Here is an 18721-nt window from a genome sequence, read left to right on the forward strand (position 1 = left end):
TGTCCCCGCCCACCGGGGCGCGCGACCAGACCGGGCCCGCGTCGTGACGTCGGTGCCCCAGCCCGGAGCCAGCGCGGACCGGGACACCGACACGACCCCGCGCTTCACCATCGGGGAGGTCCTCACCGCGCTGCGGGGGGACTTCCCCGACGTGACGATCAGCAAGATCCGGTACCTGGAGTCCGAGCAGCTGGTCCACCCGCAGCGGACGCCGTCGGGCTACCGGAAGTTCTCCCTGGCCGACGTGGCCCGGCTGCGGTACGTGCTGGCCGCCCAGCGCGACCAGTACCTGCCGCTGCGGGTCATCAAGGAGCAGCTCGACGCCCTGGACCGGGGCGTGGGCGACGCCGGCAGCGGTGCGGACGACGTCCCCGCCGCCGAGCTGCTGCCGGCCGAGGAGTTCGCCCGGGCCGCCGGGCTGACCGCCGGCCAGCTGGCCGACTGCGTCGAGTTCGGGTTCGTCGCCACCGACGCCGAGGGCCGGCACCGTGGCGCCGAGCTGCCCGTGGCGCGGGCCGTGGCCGGGCTGGCGCGGCACGGCATCGAACCGCGGCACCTGCGCGTCCACCGCACCGCCGTGGAGCGGGAGGCCGCGCTGCTCGAGCAGGTCGTCACCCCGGCGCTGCGGGCCCGCTCGGAGGAGGGCAGGAACCGCGCCGCCGAACAGCTGCAGGAACTGGCCCGGCTCTCGGCCCAGCTGCACTCGGCGCTGCTGGACGCGCGCCTGCGCAAGGTCCTCGGCGGTTGAGCGCTGGCGTACCGTTGCGCCGGTAGGGACAGCCGCGGACATCGAGCCCGGCGTCCGGCGTCGGATCGCTGCCCAGCGGGGCAGGACCGGCGGGGGAGGTCAGCGGAGGGGAGCCAGACGTGCAGGAGCTCAGAGTCGTCGGCGTCCGGGTGGAGCTGCCGGGCAACCAGCCCATCCTCCTGCTGAAGGAGACCCAGGGGGAGCGCTACCTCCCGATCTGGATCGGCGCGGTCGAGGCCGCCGCCATCGCCTACGAGCAGCAGGGCGTCCGGCCGGCGCGCCCGATGACCCACGACCTGCTCCGTGAGGTGGTGACCACCCTGGGCGCGAGCCTGGAGGCGGTCCACATCACCGAGATGCGGGACGGGATCTACATCGCCGAGCTGCGCTTCGACGACGAGCGCACCGTCAGCGCCCGCCCCTCGGACGCCGTCGCCCTCGCCGTGCGCACCGGCGCCCCGATCTACGGCGCCGAGTCCCTGCTCGACGAGGTGGGGATCGAGATCCCCGACGAGCAGGAGGACGAGGTGGAGAAGTTCCGCGAGTTCCTCGACAACATCAGCCCGGAGGACTTCGAGGCCGGCTCCGGCCCCGCCTGAGGAAGGACCCCCACCACTCGCACTCTCGTGGTGGGCTCTGGGGCGGGGCCTGACCGCCGCCCCACCGCTCGCACGCTGGTGGAGGCGGCGGGTCTGACCGCCGCCCTCCACCACGCACACGCTCGTGGCGGGCTCTGCGGCGGAGCCTGACGGCTGCCCTCCCGCGCTGGCTCGCGGTCAGCGCCCCCGACGGGGCCGGTGCGGCGGGTGGGACGAGGCCCGGAGTGGCCCCTGGAGGGGGCCCGGTGGGGGCTGGGCCCGCCCGGGGGCCGTGGGACGGGTGCCCGGGAGTCCCCCCGAAGGGGGTGAGTGGGCCGACACGCCACTCCCTCGGTTGACCGGTCCCCGGGCCCGGCCTACGGTCAGCGAATCACGTGCGTGGAACTCGACGAGCACCGTCGCGTGACCTCCCCGGCGCGAGCCGGGGACGGCCCAGGCGACAGTGCTGGGTGCGAGACCCTCGTCCCGGTCCTCCCGGGCCGCCGCGCGAGCGAGGACGAGAGCACAGCAGGGCCGCGCACGCGGCCGACGAGCGCCAGCGAGGAGTGCCCGTGAGCGACCACCACGACGGTTCGCAGGGTCAGCTGTTCAGCGACGCAGCGGTGGGTGCCCCCTCCTACGACGACATGGACACCGACGTCGTCGGCTACCGCGGCCCGACCGCCTGCTCGGCGGCCGGCATCACCTACCGCCAGCTGGACTACTGGGCCCGCACCGGCCTGGTCGCCCCCTCGGTGCGCACCGCCACCGGCTCGGGCACCCAGCGGCTGTACTCCTTCCGCGACATCCTCGTGCTCAAGGTCGTCAAGCGGCTGCTGGACACCGGCGTCTCCCTGCAGAACATCCGCAAGGCCGTCGACCACCTGCGCACCCGCGGGGTCAAGGAGCTCTCCCACATCACGCTGCTGTCCGACGGCGCCACGGTGTACGAGTGCACCTCCGCCGAGGAGGTCGTCGACCTGCTCGCCGGCGGGCAGGGCGTCTTCGGCATCGCCGTCTCCGGGGCGCTGCGCGAGCTGTCCGGGGAGCTCGCCGAGCTGCCCGCCGAGCGGCTCGACGGCAGCGGCCCGGTCAACGCCGACGACGAGCTCTCCGCCCGCCGACGCCGCCGCGCCGCCTCCGCCTGACGCAGGACCTCCCGCCCGAGCTCGTGAGGGGTGCGGAGGGCGACGCCCCCGGCTCGTGCGAAGGGCTCGTGGACCTCAGCGGCCGCGGGTGATGGGACCGATCCCATCGCCGTCCTGTGCCCCACCTCACGACCCCGTCGGGCCCTCCGGCGGGGTCGTTGCGCGCTGGTAGCGTCGGGCCAATGGTCGACCGTTCGTCCGATGAGGACGGAACCCCGCCCCGCTCCATCCCGCTGACCGGCGCGCTCCCGTCGCTGTCGGCCCTCTCGCCGCAGGGGGAGTTCGCGGCCCGGCACATCGGCCCGCGGCCCGCCGACACCGCCGCGATGCTCGAGGTGGTCGGCCACGCCTCGCTGGAGTCCCTCGCCGACGCCAGCGTCCCCGAGGGTGTGCGCGACCGCAGCCCGCTCGACCTCCCCGCCGCCGCCGACGAGGCCACCGTCCTGGCCCAGCTGCGCGAGCGCGCCGAGGCCAACGAGGTGTTCACCTCGATGATCGGCCTGGGCTACAACGGCACCCTGACGCCGAGCGTCATCCAGCGCACCATCCTGGAGAACCCGGCCTGGTACACCGCCTACACGCCCTACCAGCCCGAGATCAGCCAGGGCCGGCTCGAGGCGCTGATCAACTTCCAGACCATGGTCGCCGACCTCACCGGCCTCGACGTCGCCGGTGCCTCCATGCTCGACGAGGCCACCGCCGCGGCCGAGGCGATGACCCTGGTGCGCCGCGCCGGGCGGGCCAAGGTCGACGCCGTCTTCGTCGTCGACGCCGACACGCTGCCGCAGACCCTGGCCGTGCTGCGCACCCGGGCCGAGCCGCTGGGCATCGGCCTGCACGTGGCCGACCTGTCCGCCGGCTGGCCCACCGACCTGCCCGCGGCCGGGGCCTTCGGCGTCCTGCTGGCCTTCCCCGGCGCGAGTGGCGCCGTGCGCGACCACCGGGCGCTGGCCGAGGCCGCGCACGCCGCCGGTGCCTCCGTCGTCGTGGCCGCCGACCTGCTGGCGCTGACCCTGCTCGAGGCGCCGGGGGAGTGGGGCGCCGACGTCGCCTGCGGCACCACGCAGCGCTTCGGCGTCCCGATGGGCTACGGCGGTCCGCACGCCGGCTACCTCGCCGTCCGGCAGGGGCTGGCCCGCCAGCTGCCCGGCCGGCTCGTCGGGGTGTCGGTGGACGCCGACGGCGACGTCGCCTACCGGCTGGCGCTGCAGACCCGCGAGCAGCACATCCGCCGGGAGAAGGCCACCAGCAACATCTGCACCGCGCAGGTGCTGCTGGCCGTCATCGCCGGCGCCTACGCCGTCTACCACGGCCCCGAGGGCCTCACCGCGATCGCGGCCCGGGTGCACCGCAGTGCCCAGGCGCTGGCCGGCTGGCTGCGCGCGGGCGGCGTCGACCTGGTGCACGCGGACTACTTCGACACCCTCGCCGTCTCCGTGCCCGGCCGGGCCGCCGAGGTGGTCGCTGCGGCAGCGGAGCGCCGGGTGAACCTGCGCCTCGTCGACGCCGACACCGTCGCGGTCGCCTGCGACGAGACCACCACCCCCGCCGTCCTGGCGCTGGTGGCCGGGGCCTTCGGCGTCGAGGCCGACCTGTCGACCCTGGACGATGGCGGCGCGGACGCCCTGCCGGCGCAGCTGCGGCGGGCCACGCCGTTCCTCACGCACCCGGTCTTCGCCGACCACCGCTCGGAGACCGCGATGCTGCGGTACCTGCGGAAGCTCAGCGACAAGGACCTCGCGCTGGACCGCACGATGATCCCGCTGGGCTCCTGCACGATGAAGCTCAACGCCGCCACCGAGATGGCCGCGATCACCTGGCCGGAGTTCGCCGGGCTGCACCCCTTCGCCCCCGTCGAGCAGGCCCGCGGCTATCACCAGCTGATCACCGAGCTGTGCGAGGGCCTGGCCGAGATCACCGGCTACGCCGCGGTCAGCGTGCAGCCCAACGCCGGCTCGCAGGGTGAGTTCGCCGGGCTGATGGCCATCCGCGCCTACCACCACAGCCGGGGCGACCAGGCACGCGACGTCTGCCTGATCCCGTCCTCCGCGCACGGCACCAACGCCGCCAGCGCGGTCATGGCCGGCATGCGCGTGGTCGTCGTGGCCTGCGACGAGGCCGGCAACGTCGACCTGGCCGACCTGCGCGCCAAGGTCGACGCCCACGCCGAGCGGCTCGCCGCGATCATGATCACCTACCCCTCGACCCACGGGGTGTTCGAGGTCGAGGTGCAGGAGATCTGCGCCGCGGTGCACGACGCCGGCGGTCAGGTCTACGTCGACGGCGCCAACCTCAACGCCCTGGTCGGGCTCGCCCGCCCCGGCCGGTTCGGCTCCGACGTCAGCCACCTGAACCTGCACAAGACCTTCTGCATCCCGCACGGCGGCGGCGGTCCCGGCGTGGGCCCGATCGGCGTCCGCGAGCACCTGGTGCCCTTCCTGCCCAGCCACCCGCTGGTGGAGACCGGCGGTGCGGGTGCGGTGATCTCCGGCGCGCCCTTCGGCTCGGCCGGCATCCTGCCGATCTCCTGGGCCTACCTGCGGCTGATGGGCCCCGACGGGCTGCTGCGGGCCACCCAGCACGCGATCCTGGCGGCCAACTACGTCGCCGAGCGGCTGCGCCCGTACTACCCGGTGCTGTACGCCGGCGCCGACGGGCTGGTCGCCCACGAGTGCATCCTGGACATCCGGCCGCTGACCAAGGCCACCGGCGTCACCAACGACGACATCGCCAAGCGCCTCATCGACTTCGGCTTCCACGCCCCGACCATGAGCTTCCCGGTCGCCGGCACGCTGATGGTCGAGCCGACCGAGAGCGAGGACAAGGCGGAGATCGACCGGTTCGTCGAGGCGATGATCGCCATCCGCGGCGAGATCGACAGGGTCGGCAGCGGCGACTACGACGCCACCGACAACCCGCTGCGCAACGCCCCGCACACGCTGAAGATGCTCAGCGGCGCCTGGGACCGGCCGTACTCGCGGGAGACCGCGGTGTACCCGGTCCGCGGCCTCACCGGGCGGGGCTACCTCGCACCGGTGCGGCGGATCGACGGCGCCTACGGCGACCGCAACCTGGTCTGCTCCTGCCCCTCGCCGGAGGCGTTCGAGGAGCCGCACGAGGCGCAGCCCCCGGTGCCGAGGGAGCCCAGCCGGGCCGAGGGCGCCCCCGACGACCTCGGGACGACGGCCGACGTGGTGGGCGCCCAGGCCTGAGGGAGGCCCCCCCGGGGGGCGGGAGTGGGCGCTCCCGCCCCTGGGGAGTCAGGCGGCCCGGGGACGCGGGGTCCTGGTGCGTGCGCATGCGGTGACCCGCTCGCCGGCGACGTCGAGGACGGCGACCCGGTGGACGTGGTGCCCGACACCGGCCGGGTGGCGCCCAGCCGCTGGCGCGTCGCGCACACGGCGCGCCGACGGGGCTCGACGCCGCGGCTGCGGTGGGTGGAACATCCCTGCATGAGGACGTCGGTGCGGGGGTCGGTCTCGGGCGGGGTCGTGGCGGCGGGAGCGGCGGTGCTGCTGACCGCCTGCGGTGGTCAACCGGTGGGCGGGGCGGCCGGCCCGGTCCAGGTCAGCGAGGCCGCGGCCACCGGGACCGCGAGCCCGGCGACCGCGAGCGCGAGCCCGGCCACCGGGACCGCGGACGACCTCGCCGCCGGGCTGCTGCCGGCGTCGGCGTTCGGCCCGGACGCCGAGGTCGTCGCGCTCCCCGAGGACGCGCCGGGCTGGTGGTCCGGGCACGACGGCTGGGACCACGAGGGCTGGGACGGCCACGGCTGGGGCCACGGCGGTCGGGGTCACGGTGGCTGGGGTGAGGGCGGCTGGTGGGGCCACGGCGACGGAGCCGAGGACCTCCCGGAGGGGACGGGAGTCGAGCCGGCCGCGTGCGCCGACGTGCTGTCCGCCCTCCCGGAGCTCCCTGACGAGGAGCCGGAGGTGGCCGGTCAGGTCGCCACGACCGACCAGCTGCGCACGTTCCAGGTCCTCGCCGACGGGCCGGCGCTGGAGGGCCTGCAGCTGCCGGTCGACCAGCTGCTGGAGAACTGCGCGCAGGTGACCGTGACCGGTCCCTGGGGGATGACGGCGACCTTCTCCGTCACCGAGCTCGACGCCGCGGACCGCGGGGCGGCGACCACCGCGCTGTCGGTCGCGGTGACCTCCCCGGCCGGCTCGCGCTCGGGTCTGGTGGGCGTGGTCACCCAGGGCTCGCGCGCGATGGTGCTGGCGCAGACCAGCGAGGACGGCGCCGAGCCGGACGCGGGTGCGTTCACGGCGCTGCTGGACCAGGCCGCGGACGCCGCGTCCTTCGACTGACCCCGGCAGCCGCCCCGACGACGGCCCGGCACCCACCTGCCGCACAGGACGGCCGGCCCGCTCGAGCCCTGCTCCTGCTCGGGCCCGGGCCCCTGAGGGGGGCGGAAGTGGCCACTTCCGCCCCTCTCGGGCGTCAGGCGGGGGTGGGGCGGATGAAGGCGGCCGAGTCGTAGTAGGTGCGCACGCCGGTGACCTGCTCGCCGTCCACGTCGATGACGGTCACGCCGCTGTAGGTCAGCTCGGCGCCGTCGGTGAGGGTGCTGCGCGAGACCCACTCCAGCGACGAGCCGCTCTCCCCGTCGAGGGTGGAGGTGAACTCGGTGGTGATGGAGCCGAACACCGAGCGGTAGTCGTCCCAGAAGACACGGGCGCCGTCGGGCCCGGTCTCCTCCTGGTGCCGGTCCAGCTTGCGCAGGACCGCGCCGGGGGCGGTGAGCTCCACCATGGGGCCGGTGTCGGCGTGCTCGTCGAGGTGGTGCAGGGCGGCCATGAAACGGTCGCTGACAGCGCTCATCGGTTCTCCTCCAGGTGTCGGACCCTCTGCCCGTTGCCGGTGGCCTACCCGGTCGCGCGGCATCGACCCACCCATCGCGCACCGGCCCCTTCGCCGGGCCCCGCCGCGAGACGGAGGACCCCGTCCTCCTCACCCCTCGCGAGCTCGGGGCGAGCCTCGGGACGGGGCCGGGCGACGGGGTCCTCTCAGAGCTTGCGGAGCAGGACCCGACGCACGGAGTGGTCGGCGGACTTCTGCAGCACCAGCTTGGCCCGGGAGCGGGTCGGGGCGATGTTGCGGCGCAGGTTGGGCTCGTTGACGCCCCGCCAGATGCCCCGGGCGGTGGTGGTCGCCTCCTCGTCGGTGAGGTCGGCGAAGCGGTGGAAGTAGGCGCTGGTGTCCTGGAAGGCGGTGCGCCGCAGGGCCAGGAAGCGCTCGACGTACCAGCGGGAGATGTCGGCCTCGGTGGCGTCGACGTAGACGGAGAAGTCGAAGAAGTCCGACAGGAACACCTCCGGCACCCGTCCGTCGGCGCTGCCCCCGGCCTGCAGGACGTTGAGCCCCTCCAGCACGAGCACGTCGGGGCGGTCGACCACCTGCCGCTGCCCGGGCAGGACGTCGTAGGATTGGTGGGAGTACAGCGGGGCGCTGACCTCGGGCTTGCCGGACTTCACGTCGGCCAGGAAGCGCAGCAGGGCGCGGCGGTCGTAGCTCTCCGGGAAGCCCTTGCGCTCCAGCAGCCCACGGGACTCCAGTTCGGCGTTGGGCAGCAGGAACCCGTCGGTGGTGACCAGGTCGACCCGCGGGGTGTCGGGGGCGGCGGCCAGCAGCGCCTGCAGCAGCCGGGACGTGGTGCTCTTGCCGACCGCGACGCTGCCGGCCACCCCGATCACGAACGGCACCTTCTCGGTGCGGGCGCCCAGGAAGCGGGTCTGCTCGGCCCACAGCCGCCGGCTGGCGGTGACGTGCAGGTGCAGCAGCCGGGCCAGCGGCAGGTAGACCGTGGCCACCTCGTCGAGGTCGATGCGGTCCCCGAAGCTGGCCATCGCCCGGACGTCGGCGTTGCTCAGTGGCAGCTCGCCCCCCGCGGCCAGGGCCCGCCAGGACTCACGGTCGAACGCGGTGAAGGGCGAGACCTGCGCTCGCGTTCCGGCCGTCACGGCGTTCATGGTGCCGTCTGCCCGCGCGGGCCCCCCCGACCGGGTGGTCCCGGGGCGGCTGAGGGCCCGCCCGGGGAGCCGGGGCGTCTAGGGTCCAGGGCGTGTCGTCGCCCGGGCTGCTCGACCGGATCGAGCGTTACTCCGCTCTCGCACCGCTGGCGGAGGCCCAGGTGCACCGCATCGGTGCCCTCCAGGTCCCGATCGGCCCGCAGGAGTGGCCCTTCCCGGCCCGCCCGCTGCCCGGCCGCGAGGCCGACGTCACCCTGGCCGACGTGCAGGCCGCGGTCGCGATGCAGGAGGCCGCCGGGCTGCCGGCGTCCCTGGAGTGGCTGGGCGACCGCTGCCGCGGGCTGGCCGGCGTCGCCCGCTCGGCGGGGCTGGTCGTCGACGAGCTCCCGCTGCTGGTGGCCGACGACCCGCTGACGGTGCTGCTGCCCACCGGCGTCCGGCTCTACCTCGTCGGCGCCGACGACCCGAGGCTGGGGCTGTACCAGCGGCTGACCGCCCTCGCCTTCGCCCAGCCCCGCCCGGTCGCCGTCCCGGCCGGCGCGCCGTCGCCGTCCGGGGTGCCCGACGTGGCCGTGGACGACCCGGGACCCGAGCACGTGCCGGCGACGGAGGTGCTGCGCGAGCGGGTGGCCTCGGGCCGCACGGTGATGATGGTGGCCGTCGAGGACGGCCAGCCGGTCGCCATCGGCTCCCACCAGCCCGTCGACGTCGACGGCACCGAGATCAGCGAGGTCGTCGGGGTGGCCACCCTGCCCCGCTTCCGCGGCCGCGGCCTGGGCGCGGGGCTCACCTCGGCGCTGGTCGAGCACGCCCGGCAGACCGCGGACCTGGTGTTCCTCTCCGCCGGGGACGACGACGTCGCCCGGGTGTACGAGCGCGCCGGCTTCGCCCGGGTCGCCACCAGCTGTACCGCCGAGCGCCCGGCCGGCTGAGCGACCCGGCGGGGGAGGGGAGCCCCACCCCCGCCGGCGCGGGGTCAGTCGACCGAGAAGGTCGCCACGATCGTCGCCCGGGCCAGGGTGTGGCCGAACAGGTTGAAGCCCAGGTAGGCCGGGGTCGCCTCGGCCGGCACGCCGAGGTCGTCGGTGTCCAGGGCGTGCACGACCACGTAGTACCGGTGCGGGCCGTGCCCGGCCGGCGGGGCCGCGCCGACGAACCCGGCGAACCCGGCGTCGTTGCGCAGCTGGACGGCGCCCTCGGGCAGCCCGCCCTCGGACGCGCCGCTGGGCAGCTCGGTGACCGACACCGGGATGCCGGTCACCGCCCAGTGCCAGAAGCCGCTGGTGGTGGGGGCGTCGGGGTCGTAGACGGTGACGGCGAAGCCGCGCGTGCCCTCGGGGAACCCGGACCAGGACAGCTGCGGGGAGCGGTCCTCCCCGCCGGGGACGCCCATCGCACCGCTGGTGTGCGGCGCGGTGAGCACCGCACCGTCGCTGATGTCGGTGCTGGTGAGGTCGAAGGACGGCACCTGGGGCAGGAAGTCGTAGGGGTTGGGTGGGACGGGTCGACCGGCCATGCCGGGTCCTCCTCGGGTCAGGTGGCCCCCGGGCGGTGATCGCCGGGGAGCGGCTGCTGCCGACACTAGGCAGGTCGGCCGTGCCCCGCCCGGTCGCCCCCACCCGATCAGGCGGCAGGGCGGGCGCCCCGTGCCGGGGCGCCCGCCCGGGACGGCGACACGGTCACTCGGCGCACCTTGTCCGGTGTCAACCGTTATGCCCAACACCCGCGCCGCACGACCCACCCGCGGTCCCCGACCACGGGGGAAGGGTCGCCAACCGGACACAGACGCACCACACACCCGCCGCGGGGACGGCGGCGCCGGTGGGGACGACGGCGCGGCGGCCTCCGGCGGGCTGGACAGGTGCCGGTCGGGAGTGCGCCGTACCGTGACGCCCGTGCTGGGACTCCCCGAAGACATCCGGGCCTGCTTGTTCGACCTCGACGGGGTCCTGACCCAGACCGCGAAGGTGCACCAGGCTGCCTGGAAGCGCACCTTCGACGAGTTCCTCCAGGGTCGGGACCCGTCGGCGGCCGAGTTCAGCGGCGACGACTACAACACCTACGTCGACGGCAAGCCGCGCAAGGACGGCGTCCGCGACTTCCTGGCCAGCCGGGGCATCACCCTGCCCGAGGGCAGCGACGACGACCCGGCCGACGCCGCCACCGTGGCCGGTGTCTCGACCCGCAAGAACGTGCTGGTGCTGGCCGAGCTCGACGAGCACGGCGTCCAGGTCTACGAGGGCTCGATGCGCTACCTGCGGGCGGTCAAGGCCGCCGGCCTGGCCACCGCCGTGGTGACCGCCTCGGCCAACGGCGAGTCCGTCATCGCCGTCGCCGGTTTCGCCGACCTCATCGATGCCCGCGTCGACGGGCTGGTCGCCGCCGCCCAGGGGCTGCGCGGCAAGCCCGCGCCGGACCCCTTCCTCGCCGGTGCCCGGGCGCTGGGCATGGAGCCCGCGCAGTGCGCGGTGTTCGAGGACGCGCTGTCGGGGGTCGAGGCCGGCCGGGCCGGGGACTTCGGCTTCGTCGTCGGTGTCGACCGGGTGGGTCAGGCCGAGGGCCTGCGCGAGCGCGGCGCCGACGTCGTCGTCACCGACCTCGACCAGCTGCTGGAGGCCCAGCAGTGACCGCCGGGCGCGCGCACTTCGTCGTCGAGCCCTGGTCGGTCACCGCCATCGGGCTGGACCTGGCCTCCCTCGGCGTCAACGAGTCGGTGTTCGCCCTGGCCAACGGGCACATCGGCATGCGGGGCACCTTCGAGGAGGGGGAGCCCGTCGTCGTCCCGGGCACCTACCTCAACGGCTTCTTCGAGGAGCGGCCGCTGCCCTACGCCGAGGCCGGCTACGGCTTCCCCGAGCAGGGGCAGACGGTCGTCAACGCCACCGACGGCAAGATCATCCGGCTGCTGGTGGGCGACTCGCCCCTGGACCTGCAGTACGGCGACCTGATCGACCACCGCCGCACCCTGGACCTGCGCGACGGCGTGCTCCGGCGCACCACCGAGTGGCGCTCGCCCAGCGGCCGCCAGGTGCGGGTCACCAGCACCCGGCTGGTCTCCCTCACCCGCCGCTCCATCGCCGCCATCGAGTACACGGTCGAGTGCACCGACGACGCCGGTGACCTCTACATCGCCCTGCAGTCGGACCTGCTGGCCAACGAGGCCGTCTCCACCACCGAGAGCGACGACCCGCGGGCGGCCTCGGCCATGGACCGGCCGCTGGTCTCCGAGCTGCACGAGGGTTCCGGTCGGCACGCGGTGCTGGTGCACCAGACCCGCCGCAGCAAGCTGCGGATGGCCGCCGGGATGGACCACGAGGTGGAGATCCCGGACTCCGCGTCGGAGGAGCTCGAGGTGTCGCCGGACCTGGCGCGCTACCAGCTCGCCGCCCGGCTGCCGGCCGGCTCGAAGCTGCGGCTGGTCAAGTACCTGGCCTACGGCTGGTCCAGCCGGCGCTCCTCGGCCGCCATGCGCGACCAGGTGGAGGGCGCGCTGGCGACGGCGAAGCTGGCCGGCTGGGAGCGGCTGCTGCGCGAGCAGCGCGAGCTGCTGGACACCCACTGGGACGAGGCCGACGTCGAGATCGAGGGCGACGACGAGCTGCAGCAGGCCGTGCGGGTGGGCATGTTCCACGTCCTGCAGGCCGGGCTGCGCGCCGAGCGCCAGCCGATCCCGGCCAAGGGGCTCACCGGCGACGGCTACGACGGGCACACCTTCTGGGACACCGAGACCTACGTCCTCCCGGTGCTCACCTACACCGCCCCGCAGGCCGTGCGCGACGCGCTGCTGTGGCGGCACTCCATCCTCGACCAGGCCCGCGAGCGGGCCCGCGTCCTCGGCTTCGACGGCGCGGCCTTCCCGTGGCGCACCATCCGCGGGGAGGAGACCTCGGGGTACTGGCCGGCCGGGACGGCGGCGTTCCACATCAACGCCGACATCGCCGACGCCGTCGCCCGCTACACCGTGGCCACCCACGACGAGGTGTTCGACCGCGACTACGGCACCGAGCTGCTGGTGGAGACCGCCCGGCTGTGGAGCTCGCTGGGGCACTTCGACGGCGAGCAGAACTTCCGCATCGACGGCGTCACCGGGCCCGACGAGTACACCGCCGTGGTCGACAACAACGTCTACACCAACCTGATGGCGCAGCGGAACCTGCGGGAGGCCGTCGCCGCGGTGGGCCGCAACCCCGACACGGCCGTGCGGCTGCAGGTGGGGGACGACGAGGTCCAGCGGTGGTCCGCCGCGGCGGAGGCCATGCGGGTGCCGTTCAACAAGGCACTGGGCGTGCACGAGCAGTCCGAGGGGTTCACCCACCACGAGGAGTGGGACTTCGCCGGCACCCGGGCCGACCAGTACCCGTTGCTGCTGAACTTCCCCTACTTCGACATCTACCGGAAGCAGGTCCTCAAGCAGGCCGACCTGGTGATGGCGCTGCACCTGCGCGGCGACGCGTTCACCCTCGAGGAGAAGATCGCCGACTTCGCCTACTACGAGGCGCGCACCGTGCGGGACTCCTCGCTGTCGGCCGCGGTCCAGGCGGTCGTGGCTGCCGAGACCGGGCACCTGCAGTTGGCCCACGACTACTGGGGCGAGGCGGCGCTGACGGACCTGCAGAACCTGCACGGCAACAGCGGCCACGGCCTGCACATCGCCTCGCTGGCCGGCGGCTGGATGGTCGCCGTCGGCGGCTTCGGCGGGATGCGCGACCACGGCGGCAAGCTGGCCTTCGCCCCGCGGCTGCCCCCGCGGATCACCCGGCTCCGGTTCCGGATGGTCTTCCAGGGCCGCTGCCTGTCGGTCACGGTCACCCCGGAGCGGGCCACCTACCGGTTGGTCTACGGCGACGAGCCACTGGAGATCCACCACCACGGCCAGCAGGTGCTGGTCGCCCAGGACGGCGTCGACCTCCCGATCCCGGCGCCGCTGGACGTCGCCCCGGTGCACCAGCCGCCGAACGCCGCCCCCCGCCGCCGCAACCGCCCCACCAGCGACTGAGGGAGGACCCCCTCGCCCCCGTGCCACGCCCCACGCGGCACGGGGGCCGGGCCCTCGCAGGTCGGGGTGGGGCATCGAGATCCGCGATCTCGTGGCCACCGGCGCCGGGAGGCCACGAGTTCGCAGATCTCGCGGTCGGTGACGCACTGTCGGCGTCGTCCCGCGGCAGGTCGTGCGTGGGGGCCGGGTCCTCGTCCGTCGGCGTCCAGCGTCGAGATCTGCGCTCTCGTGGCCACCGGCGCCGGGAGGTCCCGAGTTCGCGGATCTCGCGGTCGAGCGGGCGGCGCCCGGGCGTGGCGGGCCGGGCGGCCAACAGTGCGTGAACGGTCGGTGCAGCGCGTGTGCGCTGGTCACGACGGTGCACCATCCGGGCATGACACAGCTCCCGCAGGTGCCGCTGAGCCGCCGGCGGTTCCTGGCAGCTGGAGCCGCCACCGGCGCGGCCGTCGTCCTCTCCGCCGCGGCCGGGGCGCCGCACGCACGCGCCGCCGGGCCGGGACCCCGGGTGTACGTGCTGGTCGTCGACGGCTGCCGGCCCGACGAGATCAGCCCGGTGCTCACCCCGCGGCTGGCCGCACTGCGCAGCGCCGGGACGACGTTCCCGCGGGCACGCTCGCTGCCGGTGATGGAGACGATCCCCAACCACACGATGATGATGACCGGGGTGCGCCCGGACCGGACCGGTGTGCCGAGCAACGCGGTGTTCGACCGGGCCGAGGGCGTCGTCCGTGACCTGGACCGGCCGAGCGACCTGCGCTTCCCGACCCTGCTCGAGCGGCTGCGGACCGGCGCCCGGACGACGGGCAGCGTGCTGAGCAAGGAGTACCTGTTCAGCGTCTTCGGCACCCGGGCCACCTACCGCTGGGAGCCCTTCCCGCTGCTGCCGGTCACCGACCACGCCCCCGACGCGGCCACCGTGGACGCCCTCCTCGCCATGGTCGACGGCCCAGACCCCGACTTCGTGTTCACGAACCTCGGTGACGTCGACCGTTTCGGTCACGCCGACGTCACCGGCACCACGGTGCAGGCCGCCCGCCGGCTGGCGCTGGTCTCCACCGACCTGCAGGTGGGCCGGTTCGTCGACCACCTGCGCGCCACCGGCCGCTGGGAGCGCAGCGTGCTGCTGGTCCTGGCCGACCACTCGATGGACTTCTCCTTGCCCACCTCGACGATCTCGGTGAACCGGGTGCTGGCGCCGCGGCCGGACCTGCAGGCGGCGATCACGATCGCCCAGAACGGCGGCGCCGACCTGCTGTACTGGACCGGGCCCGCCGCCCGCCGCAACGCCGGCCTGACCGAGGTGCGCCGGCTGGTGCAGGCCCACCCCGGGGTGCTGTCGGTGCACGTCCCCGGGTCGCTGCGGCTGGGTCCGGAGGCCGGGGACCTGCTGGCCTACGCCCGGCCCGGCTGGCGGTTCACCGACCCCGAGCCGACCTCCAACCCGATCCCGGGCAACCACGGGCACCCGGTGACCGAGCCGATCCCGTTCTTCCTCTCCGGTGGGCACCCGGCGCTGCGGCGGGGCGTGAGCAGCGGCGCCCAGGCGCGCACGGTCGACGTGGCACCGACGGTGGGGGCGGTGTTCGGGCTGGCCGCGCCGGCCGGCGGCTACGACGGCGCCCCGCGGCGCGAGGCGTTCGTGTCGTTGCCGCTGCGCTGACCCGGGTCAGCCGGTCAGCGGGGCGACCAGCCAGGACGTCCCGAGCACCAGCGCGCCGCCGTCCACCAGCAGGAACAGCCCCACCCACAGCAGCCCCGGCAGCCGGGTGAGCCGGGCCAGCTGGTCGGCGTCGGAGTCCCGGGCCGTGCCCCGCCGCCGGGAGCGCTGCAGCTCCAGCACGGTGCGCGGGGCGGCCAGCAGCAGGAACCAGGTGACGCCGTGGGCGAAGGCGGCCTGCCCCGGGGCCGGCATCCACCAGGTGGCGGCGAACACCAGCGCCGCGGTGACCAGCACCGACCACAGCCCGTACCAGTTGCGGATCTGCACCAGCAGCAGCGCGAGCAGCAGCAGCAGCGCCCACAGCAGGCCGACCGCGTACCCCGCGGCCAGCAGCGCGGCCGCCCCCAGCCCGAACAACCCCGGCCCGGTGTAGCCCGCCGCCGCGGTGAGCACCATCCCCGGGCCGGTGGGCCGCCCGGCCGACACGGTGACCCCCGAGGTGTCCGAGTGCAGCCGGATGCCCGACAGCCGGCGGCCGGTGACCAGCGCGGCCAGGCCGTGCGCGCCCTCGTGGGCGATCGTCACCGCGTGCCGGGAGGACCGCCACAGCGTCGGGGAGAGCACCAGCAGCGCAGCCAGCGCGGCGCTGAGCGCCAGCACCCACGCCGGCAGCGGGGGAGAGGTGGCGCTGACCCGGGTCCAGAACTCCTCGACGGCCGCCATGCCCCCGATCATGACCAGCCCGGCTGTGCACGAGCCCGGCGGCGCGCGGGGGGACCGGGTTCGACGTCCCACCCAGTGGACCGCGATGCTGTGCCCCATGGAGAGTGCTGCACCGGCACCCGCAGTACCGGAGACCCCGGAACTGCCGGTGACCGTCTCGTTCACGCGGCGCGCCGACCCGGCGCACGCGATGGAGATGACCGCCTGGATCCGGGCGGGGCTGACGATGGCCGAGGGCTTCCCCGGCTTCCTGGGGGGCGGCTGGGTCCGTCCCCGGCACGGCGCGGACGAGTGGCACATGCTGTGCCGGTTCGCCTCGCCGGCCACGCTCGCCACCTGGGAGGCGAGCTCCGAGCGCCGCTGGTGGCTCGGTTCGGCCCAGGGTCTGGCGGAGGTGACCCGCACCGAGCGGCGCACGGGCATCGAGGGCTGGTTCGACGCCCCGGTCGACGCCGCCACGGAACTGCCGCCCGCCCCGGCGCCGCCGCCGCGGTGGAAGCAGGCCGTCACCATCTGGCTGGTCTTCTTCCCGCTCAACCTGCTCGCCACGGTCACGCTCGGTGCGCTGCTGGCCGACGTGCACGTCGTGCTCCGGGTGGCAGCGATGACGTTGACCCTCACCCCGCTCATGACCTACCTGCTGCTGCCCTGGATGACCCGCCGTCTCGGCTGGTGGCTCCAGGGCCGCCGCTGGCGGGACCGCCGGCTCGCCTGACGCCCGCCGGGGGCCGCGCACGCGACGCGGCCCCCGGCGGAGCGGCCCACCCGTCGTACGACCGTTATCCCCAACAAGTGCGCCGCCGACCCGACAGGGAAGACCAGCAACGACAGGGGAGCGGCCCCGGTCCGCTCAGACCAGGTCGGCGTCGTGCACCAGCAGCGCGATCTGCACCCGGTTGGCCAGCTCGAGCTTCACCATCAGCCGGGACACGTGCGCCTTCACCGTCGCCACGCTCAGGTACAGCTCCGCGCCGATCTGCGCGTTGGACAGCCCGCGGCCCACCGCCAGCGCCACGTCGCGCTCCCGCTCGCTGAGCGTCGCCAGCCGGTCCCGCGCCCGCTGCTGCCGCGCCTCACCCGGCGCCACCGCCCCCGCCGCCGACACGTGCGCGATCAGCCGCCGGGTCACGGTCGGTGAGAGCATCGGCTCCCCGTCGGCCACCCGGCGCACCGCGTCCACGATCGCCGCCGGCGGGGTGTCCTTGAGCAGGAACCCGCTCGCACCGGCCCGCAGTGCCCGCAGCACCTGGTCGTCGGCGTCGAAGGTGGTCAGCACGATCACCGCCGGGGCGTCGGGCGCGCTCATCAGCGCCTCGGTGGCGGTCAGCCCGTCGGTGCGCGGCATCCGGATGTCCATCAGCACGACGTCGGGCCGGGTGCGCGCCACCGCCGCCGGCACCTCGGCACCGTCGGCCGCCTCGCCCACCAGCTCCAGGCCCGCGGCCCCACCGAGCACCATCCCCAGCGCCGAGCGCACCAGGGCGTCGTCGTCCACCACGAGGACCCGGACCGGCCCGCTCGTGCCGGTCCCGCTCACGCCGATCTCGCTCATGCCGGCCAGGGCAGCGTCGCGGTCAGCCGGAACTCCCCGTCCGCCGTCCAGCCGTGGGCGAGCCCGCCACCGGCCAGGGTGACCCGCTCCAGCAGCCCGACCAGGCCGGTCCCGGCCCCGGGCAGGGGGTCGGCGTGCACTCCGCCGGTGGGGGCGGGGTTGCGGACGTCGACGGTCAGCCCGGTGCCCGGGCCACCGGTCAGCGCGAGGGTGACCACCGTCCCGGGGGCGTGCTTGCGCACGTTGGTCAGCGCCTCCTGGACCACCCGGTAGGCGGTCCGGCCGGTCACCGAGGGGGCGGCACCGAGGTCGGCCACCCCGTACTCCGCCCGCACCCGCAGCCCCGCCTCCCGGCTCTCCTCGACCAGGGCCGGGACGTCGGCCAGCCCCGGCTGCGGTCGGGTCGCACCGGTCTCGTCGGGGGACTCCCGGAGCACCCCGATCACCTCGCGCAGGTCCTCCAGGGCCTGCCGGGCGCTGGCCCGCACCACCCCGGCGGCCGCGGCGACCTCGGCCGGCGGGGCGTCGGGCCGGAACTCCAGCGCGCCGGCGTGCATGCTCAGCAGCGACAGCCGGTGGGCCAGGACGTCGTGCATCTCCCGGGCGATCCGGGTGCGCTCGGTGTGCCGGGCCTGCTCGACCCGCAGCAGCTGCTCGCTCTCGGCCCGGACCGCGCGGTCCCGCAGCGACACCACCAGCTGGCGCCGGGCACCGACGAACATCCCCCAGGCGGCGACGGCGGCGGTGAGCAGCAGCCCGAAGGCCACCACCCAGCCGAAGGGGAGGTCCTCGGTGGGGCGCAGCAGCGCGAACACGCAGCCGGTCACCAGGTGCACCGCAGCCACGACCAGCACCGTGGGCAGCCGGCGGTGCACCGCCACGGTGAACAGGCCGATCGCGGCAGCAGCCGCGACCATCTCGGAGAAGCAGCCGACCACCGCCAGCAGCACCGCCACCTCGACCGGCCACCGCCGGCGCCACCACAGTGCCACGCAGGACAGGCCGCCCAGGACGACGTCGGCGAACACCAGCAGGGCGTGCGGTGGCTCGGGCTGGCTGAGCGTCACCCCCACCAGCACGGTGCCGCACAGGACGGCGATCAGGGAGCAGGCGACGTCGACGATCCAGTCCCGCACCGAACGGCGGGTCCCGGGCCGGACGCCCGGGAGGACCTGTGCCGGCATCAGCCAGGCCCGCTCGCTCGCCGGGACAGCCTGTTCCGGTGGGCTGGTGGTGGTCACCTCGCCGAGGTTACGGACGGCGGGAGGCCGCGGGTACCGACCGAAGTAGGGGGCCGGCGCGACCGGTGGCCCACCCGCCGGCGACCGAGGTGACCACGGCCGC

Annotated in this window: 16 protein-coding genes; 10 read left to right on the top strand and 6 right to left on the bottom strand. The window is 75.1% G+C overall.

Translation table 11 applies throughout. The features are described from left to right. The first annotated feature begins 52 nt into the window (after positions 1-52). The 5 genes from ftsR to O2W14_RS08640 all read left to right on the top strand — a co-directional run bounded on the left by ftsR (position 53) and on the right by O2W14_RS08640 (position 6784). Positions 53-748 carry a transcriptional regulator FtsR gene (gene ftsR, locus O2W14_RS08620; RefSeq protein ID WP_269175669.1) on the top strand — a complete coding sequence of 232 codons (696 nt, stop codon included), beginning with the start codon at positions 53-55 and terminating at the stop codon, positions 746-748. A gap of 119 nt (positions 749-867) precedes the next feature. Beyond that, on the top strand, positions 868-1347 hold the full coding sequence (locus tag O2W14_RS08625) for a bifunctional nuclease family protein (protein WP_269175670.1): 480 nt from the start codon (positions 868-870) through the stop codon (positions 1345-1347). Between the two features lie 551 nt (positions 1348-1898). Next, on the top strand, positions 1899-2474 hold the full coding sequence (locus O2W14_RS08630; RefSeq protein ID WP_442928832.1) for a MerR family transcriptional regulator: 576 nt from the start codon (positions 1899-1901) through the stop codon (positions 2472-2474). A gap of 182 nt (positions 2475-2656) precedes the next feature. Beyond that, positions 2657-5686, top strand: a complete 3030-nt coding sequence (gene gcvP, locus O2W14_RS08635) for an aminomethyl-transferring glycine dehydrogenase (RefSeq protein ID WP_269175671.1) — start codon at positions 2657-2659, stop codon at positions 5684-5686. A 240-nt stretch (positions 5687-5926) separates the two neighbouring features. Next, entirely contained in the window at positions 5927-6784 is an 858-nt protein-coding gene (locus tag O2W14_RS08640; protein ID WP_269175672.1) for a hypothetical protein, read from the top strand. 133 nt (positions 6785-6917) lie between these two features. On the opposite strand, the gene O2W14_RS08645 is transcribed toward O2W14_RS08640, so the two are convergent. Both O2W14_RS08645 and coaA read right to left on the bottom strand, forming a co-directional pair. After that, positions 6918-7298, bottom strand: a complete 381-nt coding sequence (locus O2W14_RS08645) for a nuclear transport factor 2 family protein (RefSeq protein ID WP_269175673.1) — start codon at positions 7296-7298, stop codon at positions 6918-6920. Positions 7299-7483: 185 nt separating this feature from the next. Then, positions 7484-8446 (bottom strand): type I pantothenate kinase, encoded by a 963-nt coding sequence (gene coaA, locus O2W14_RS08650; protein WP_269175674.1) that lies wholly within the window; start codon positions 8444-8446, stop codon positions 7484-7486. Between the two features lie 92 nt (positions 8447-8538). Between coaA and O2W14_RS08655 the strand changes: the two genes are divergently transcribed. Beyond that, on the top strand, positions 8539-9378 hold the full coding sequence (locus O2W14_RS08655; RefSeq protein ID WP_269175675.1) for a GNAT family N-acetyltransferase: 840 nt from the start codon (positions 8539-8541) through the stop codon (positions 9376-9378). A 44-nt stretch (positions 9379-9422) separates the two neighbouring features. Here the strand turns inward: O2W14_RS08655 and O2W14_RS08660 are convergent, their stop codons facing one another. After that, the gene (locus tag O2W14_RS08660) at positions 9423-9962 is read right to left on the bottom strand and encodes a YbhB/YbcL family Raf kinase inhibitor-like protein (protein ID WP_269175676.1); all 540 of its coding nucleotides are present in this window, start codon (positions 9960-9962) and stop codon (positions 9423-9425) included. Positions 9963-10341: 379 nt separating this feature from the next. On the opposite strand from O2W14_RS08660, the gene O2W14_RS08665 reads away from it, so the two are divergent. The 3 genes from O2W14_RS08665 (at position 10342) to O2W14_RS08675 (ending at position 15102) form a co-directional block, all read left to right on the top strand. Continuing rightward, positions 10342-11073: an HAD family hydrolase gene (locus tag O2W14_RS08665; RefSeq protein WP_269175677.1), complete on the top strand. Its 732-nt coding sequence runs from the start codon at positions 10342-10344 to the stop codon at positions 11071-11073. Beyond that, entirely contained in the window at positions 11070-13442 is a 2373-nt protein-coding gene (locus O2W14_RS08670) for a glycoside hydrolase family 65 protein (RefSeq protein WP_269175678.1), read from the top strand. The genes O2W14_RS08665 and O2W14_RS08670 overlap by 4 nt, the downstream gene beginning before the upstream one ends. A gap of 373 nt (positions 13443-13815) precedes the next feature. Next, a complete protein-coding gene (locus O2W14_RS08675; protein ID WP_269175679.1) occupies positions 13816-15102 on the top strand; it encodes an alkaline phosphatase family protein in 1287 nt (428 codons plus the stop codon). 6 nt (positions 15103-15108) lie between these two features. Here O2W14_RS08675 and O2W14_RS08680 read toward each other — a convergent pair whose 3' ends face one another. Beyond that, complete coding sequence (locus tag O2W14_RS08680) at positions 15109-15825, bottom strand: M50 family metallopeptidase (RefSeq protein ID WP_269175680.1); 717 nt, start codon at positions 15823-15825, stop codon at positions 15109-15111. Positions 15826-15973: 148 nt separating this feature from the next. Here O2W14_RS08680 and O2W14_RS08685 point away from each other — a divergent pair, with 148 nt between their 5' ends. After that, a complete protein-coding gene (locus O2W14_RS08685) occupies positions 15974-16540 on the top strand; it encodes an antibiotic biosynthesis monooxygenase (protein WP_269175681.1) in 567 nt (188 codons plus the stop codon). 135 nt (positions 16541-16675) lie between these two features. Here the strand turns inward: O2W14_RS08685 and O2W14_RS08690 are convergent, their stop codons facing one another. Next, positions 16676-17377: a response regulator transcription factor gene (locus tag O2W14_RS08690; protein WP_269175682.1), complete on the bottom strand. Its 702-nt coding sequence runs from the start codon at positions 17375-17377 to the stop codon at positions 16676-16678. Continuing rightward, entirely contained in the window at positions 17374-18618 is a 1245-nt protein-coding gene (locus O2W14_RS08695; protein ID WP_269175683.1) for a sensor histidine kinase, read from the bottom strand. Before O2W14_RS08695 ends, O2W14_RS08690 begins: the two co-directional genes overlap by 4 nt. Positions 18619-18721: the final 103 nt, after the last annotated feature.

Source organism: Modestobacter sp. VKM Ac-2986 (genome assembly GCF_026967795.1).
Classification (GTDB): Bacteria; Actinomycetota; Actinomycetes; order Mycobacteriales; family Geodermatophilaceae; genus Modestobacter.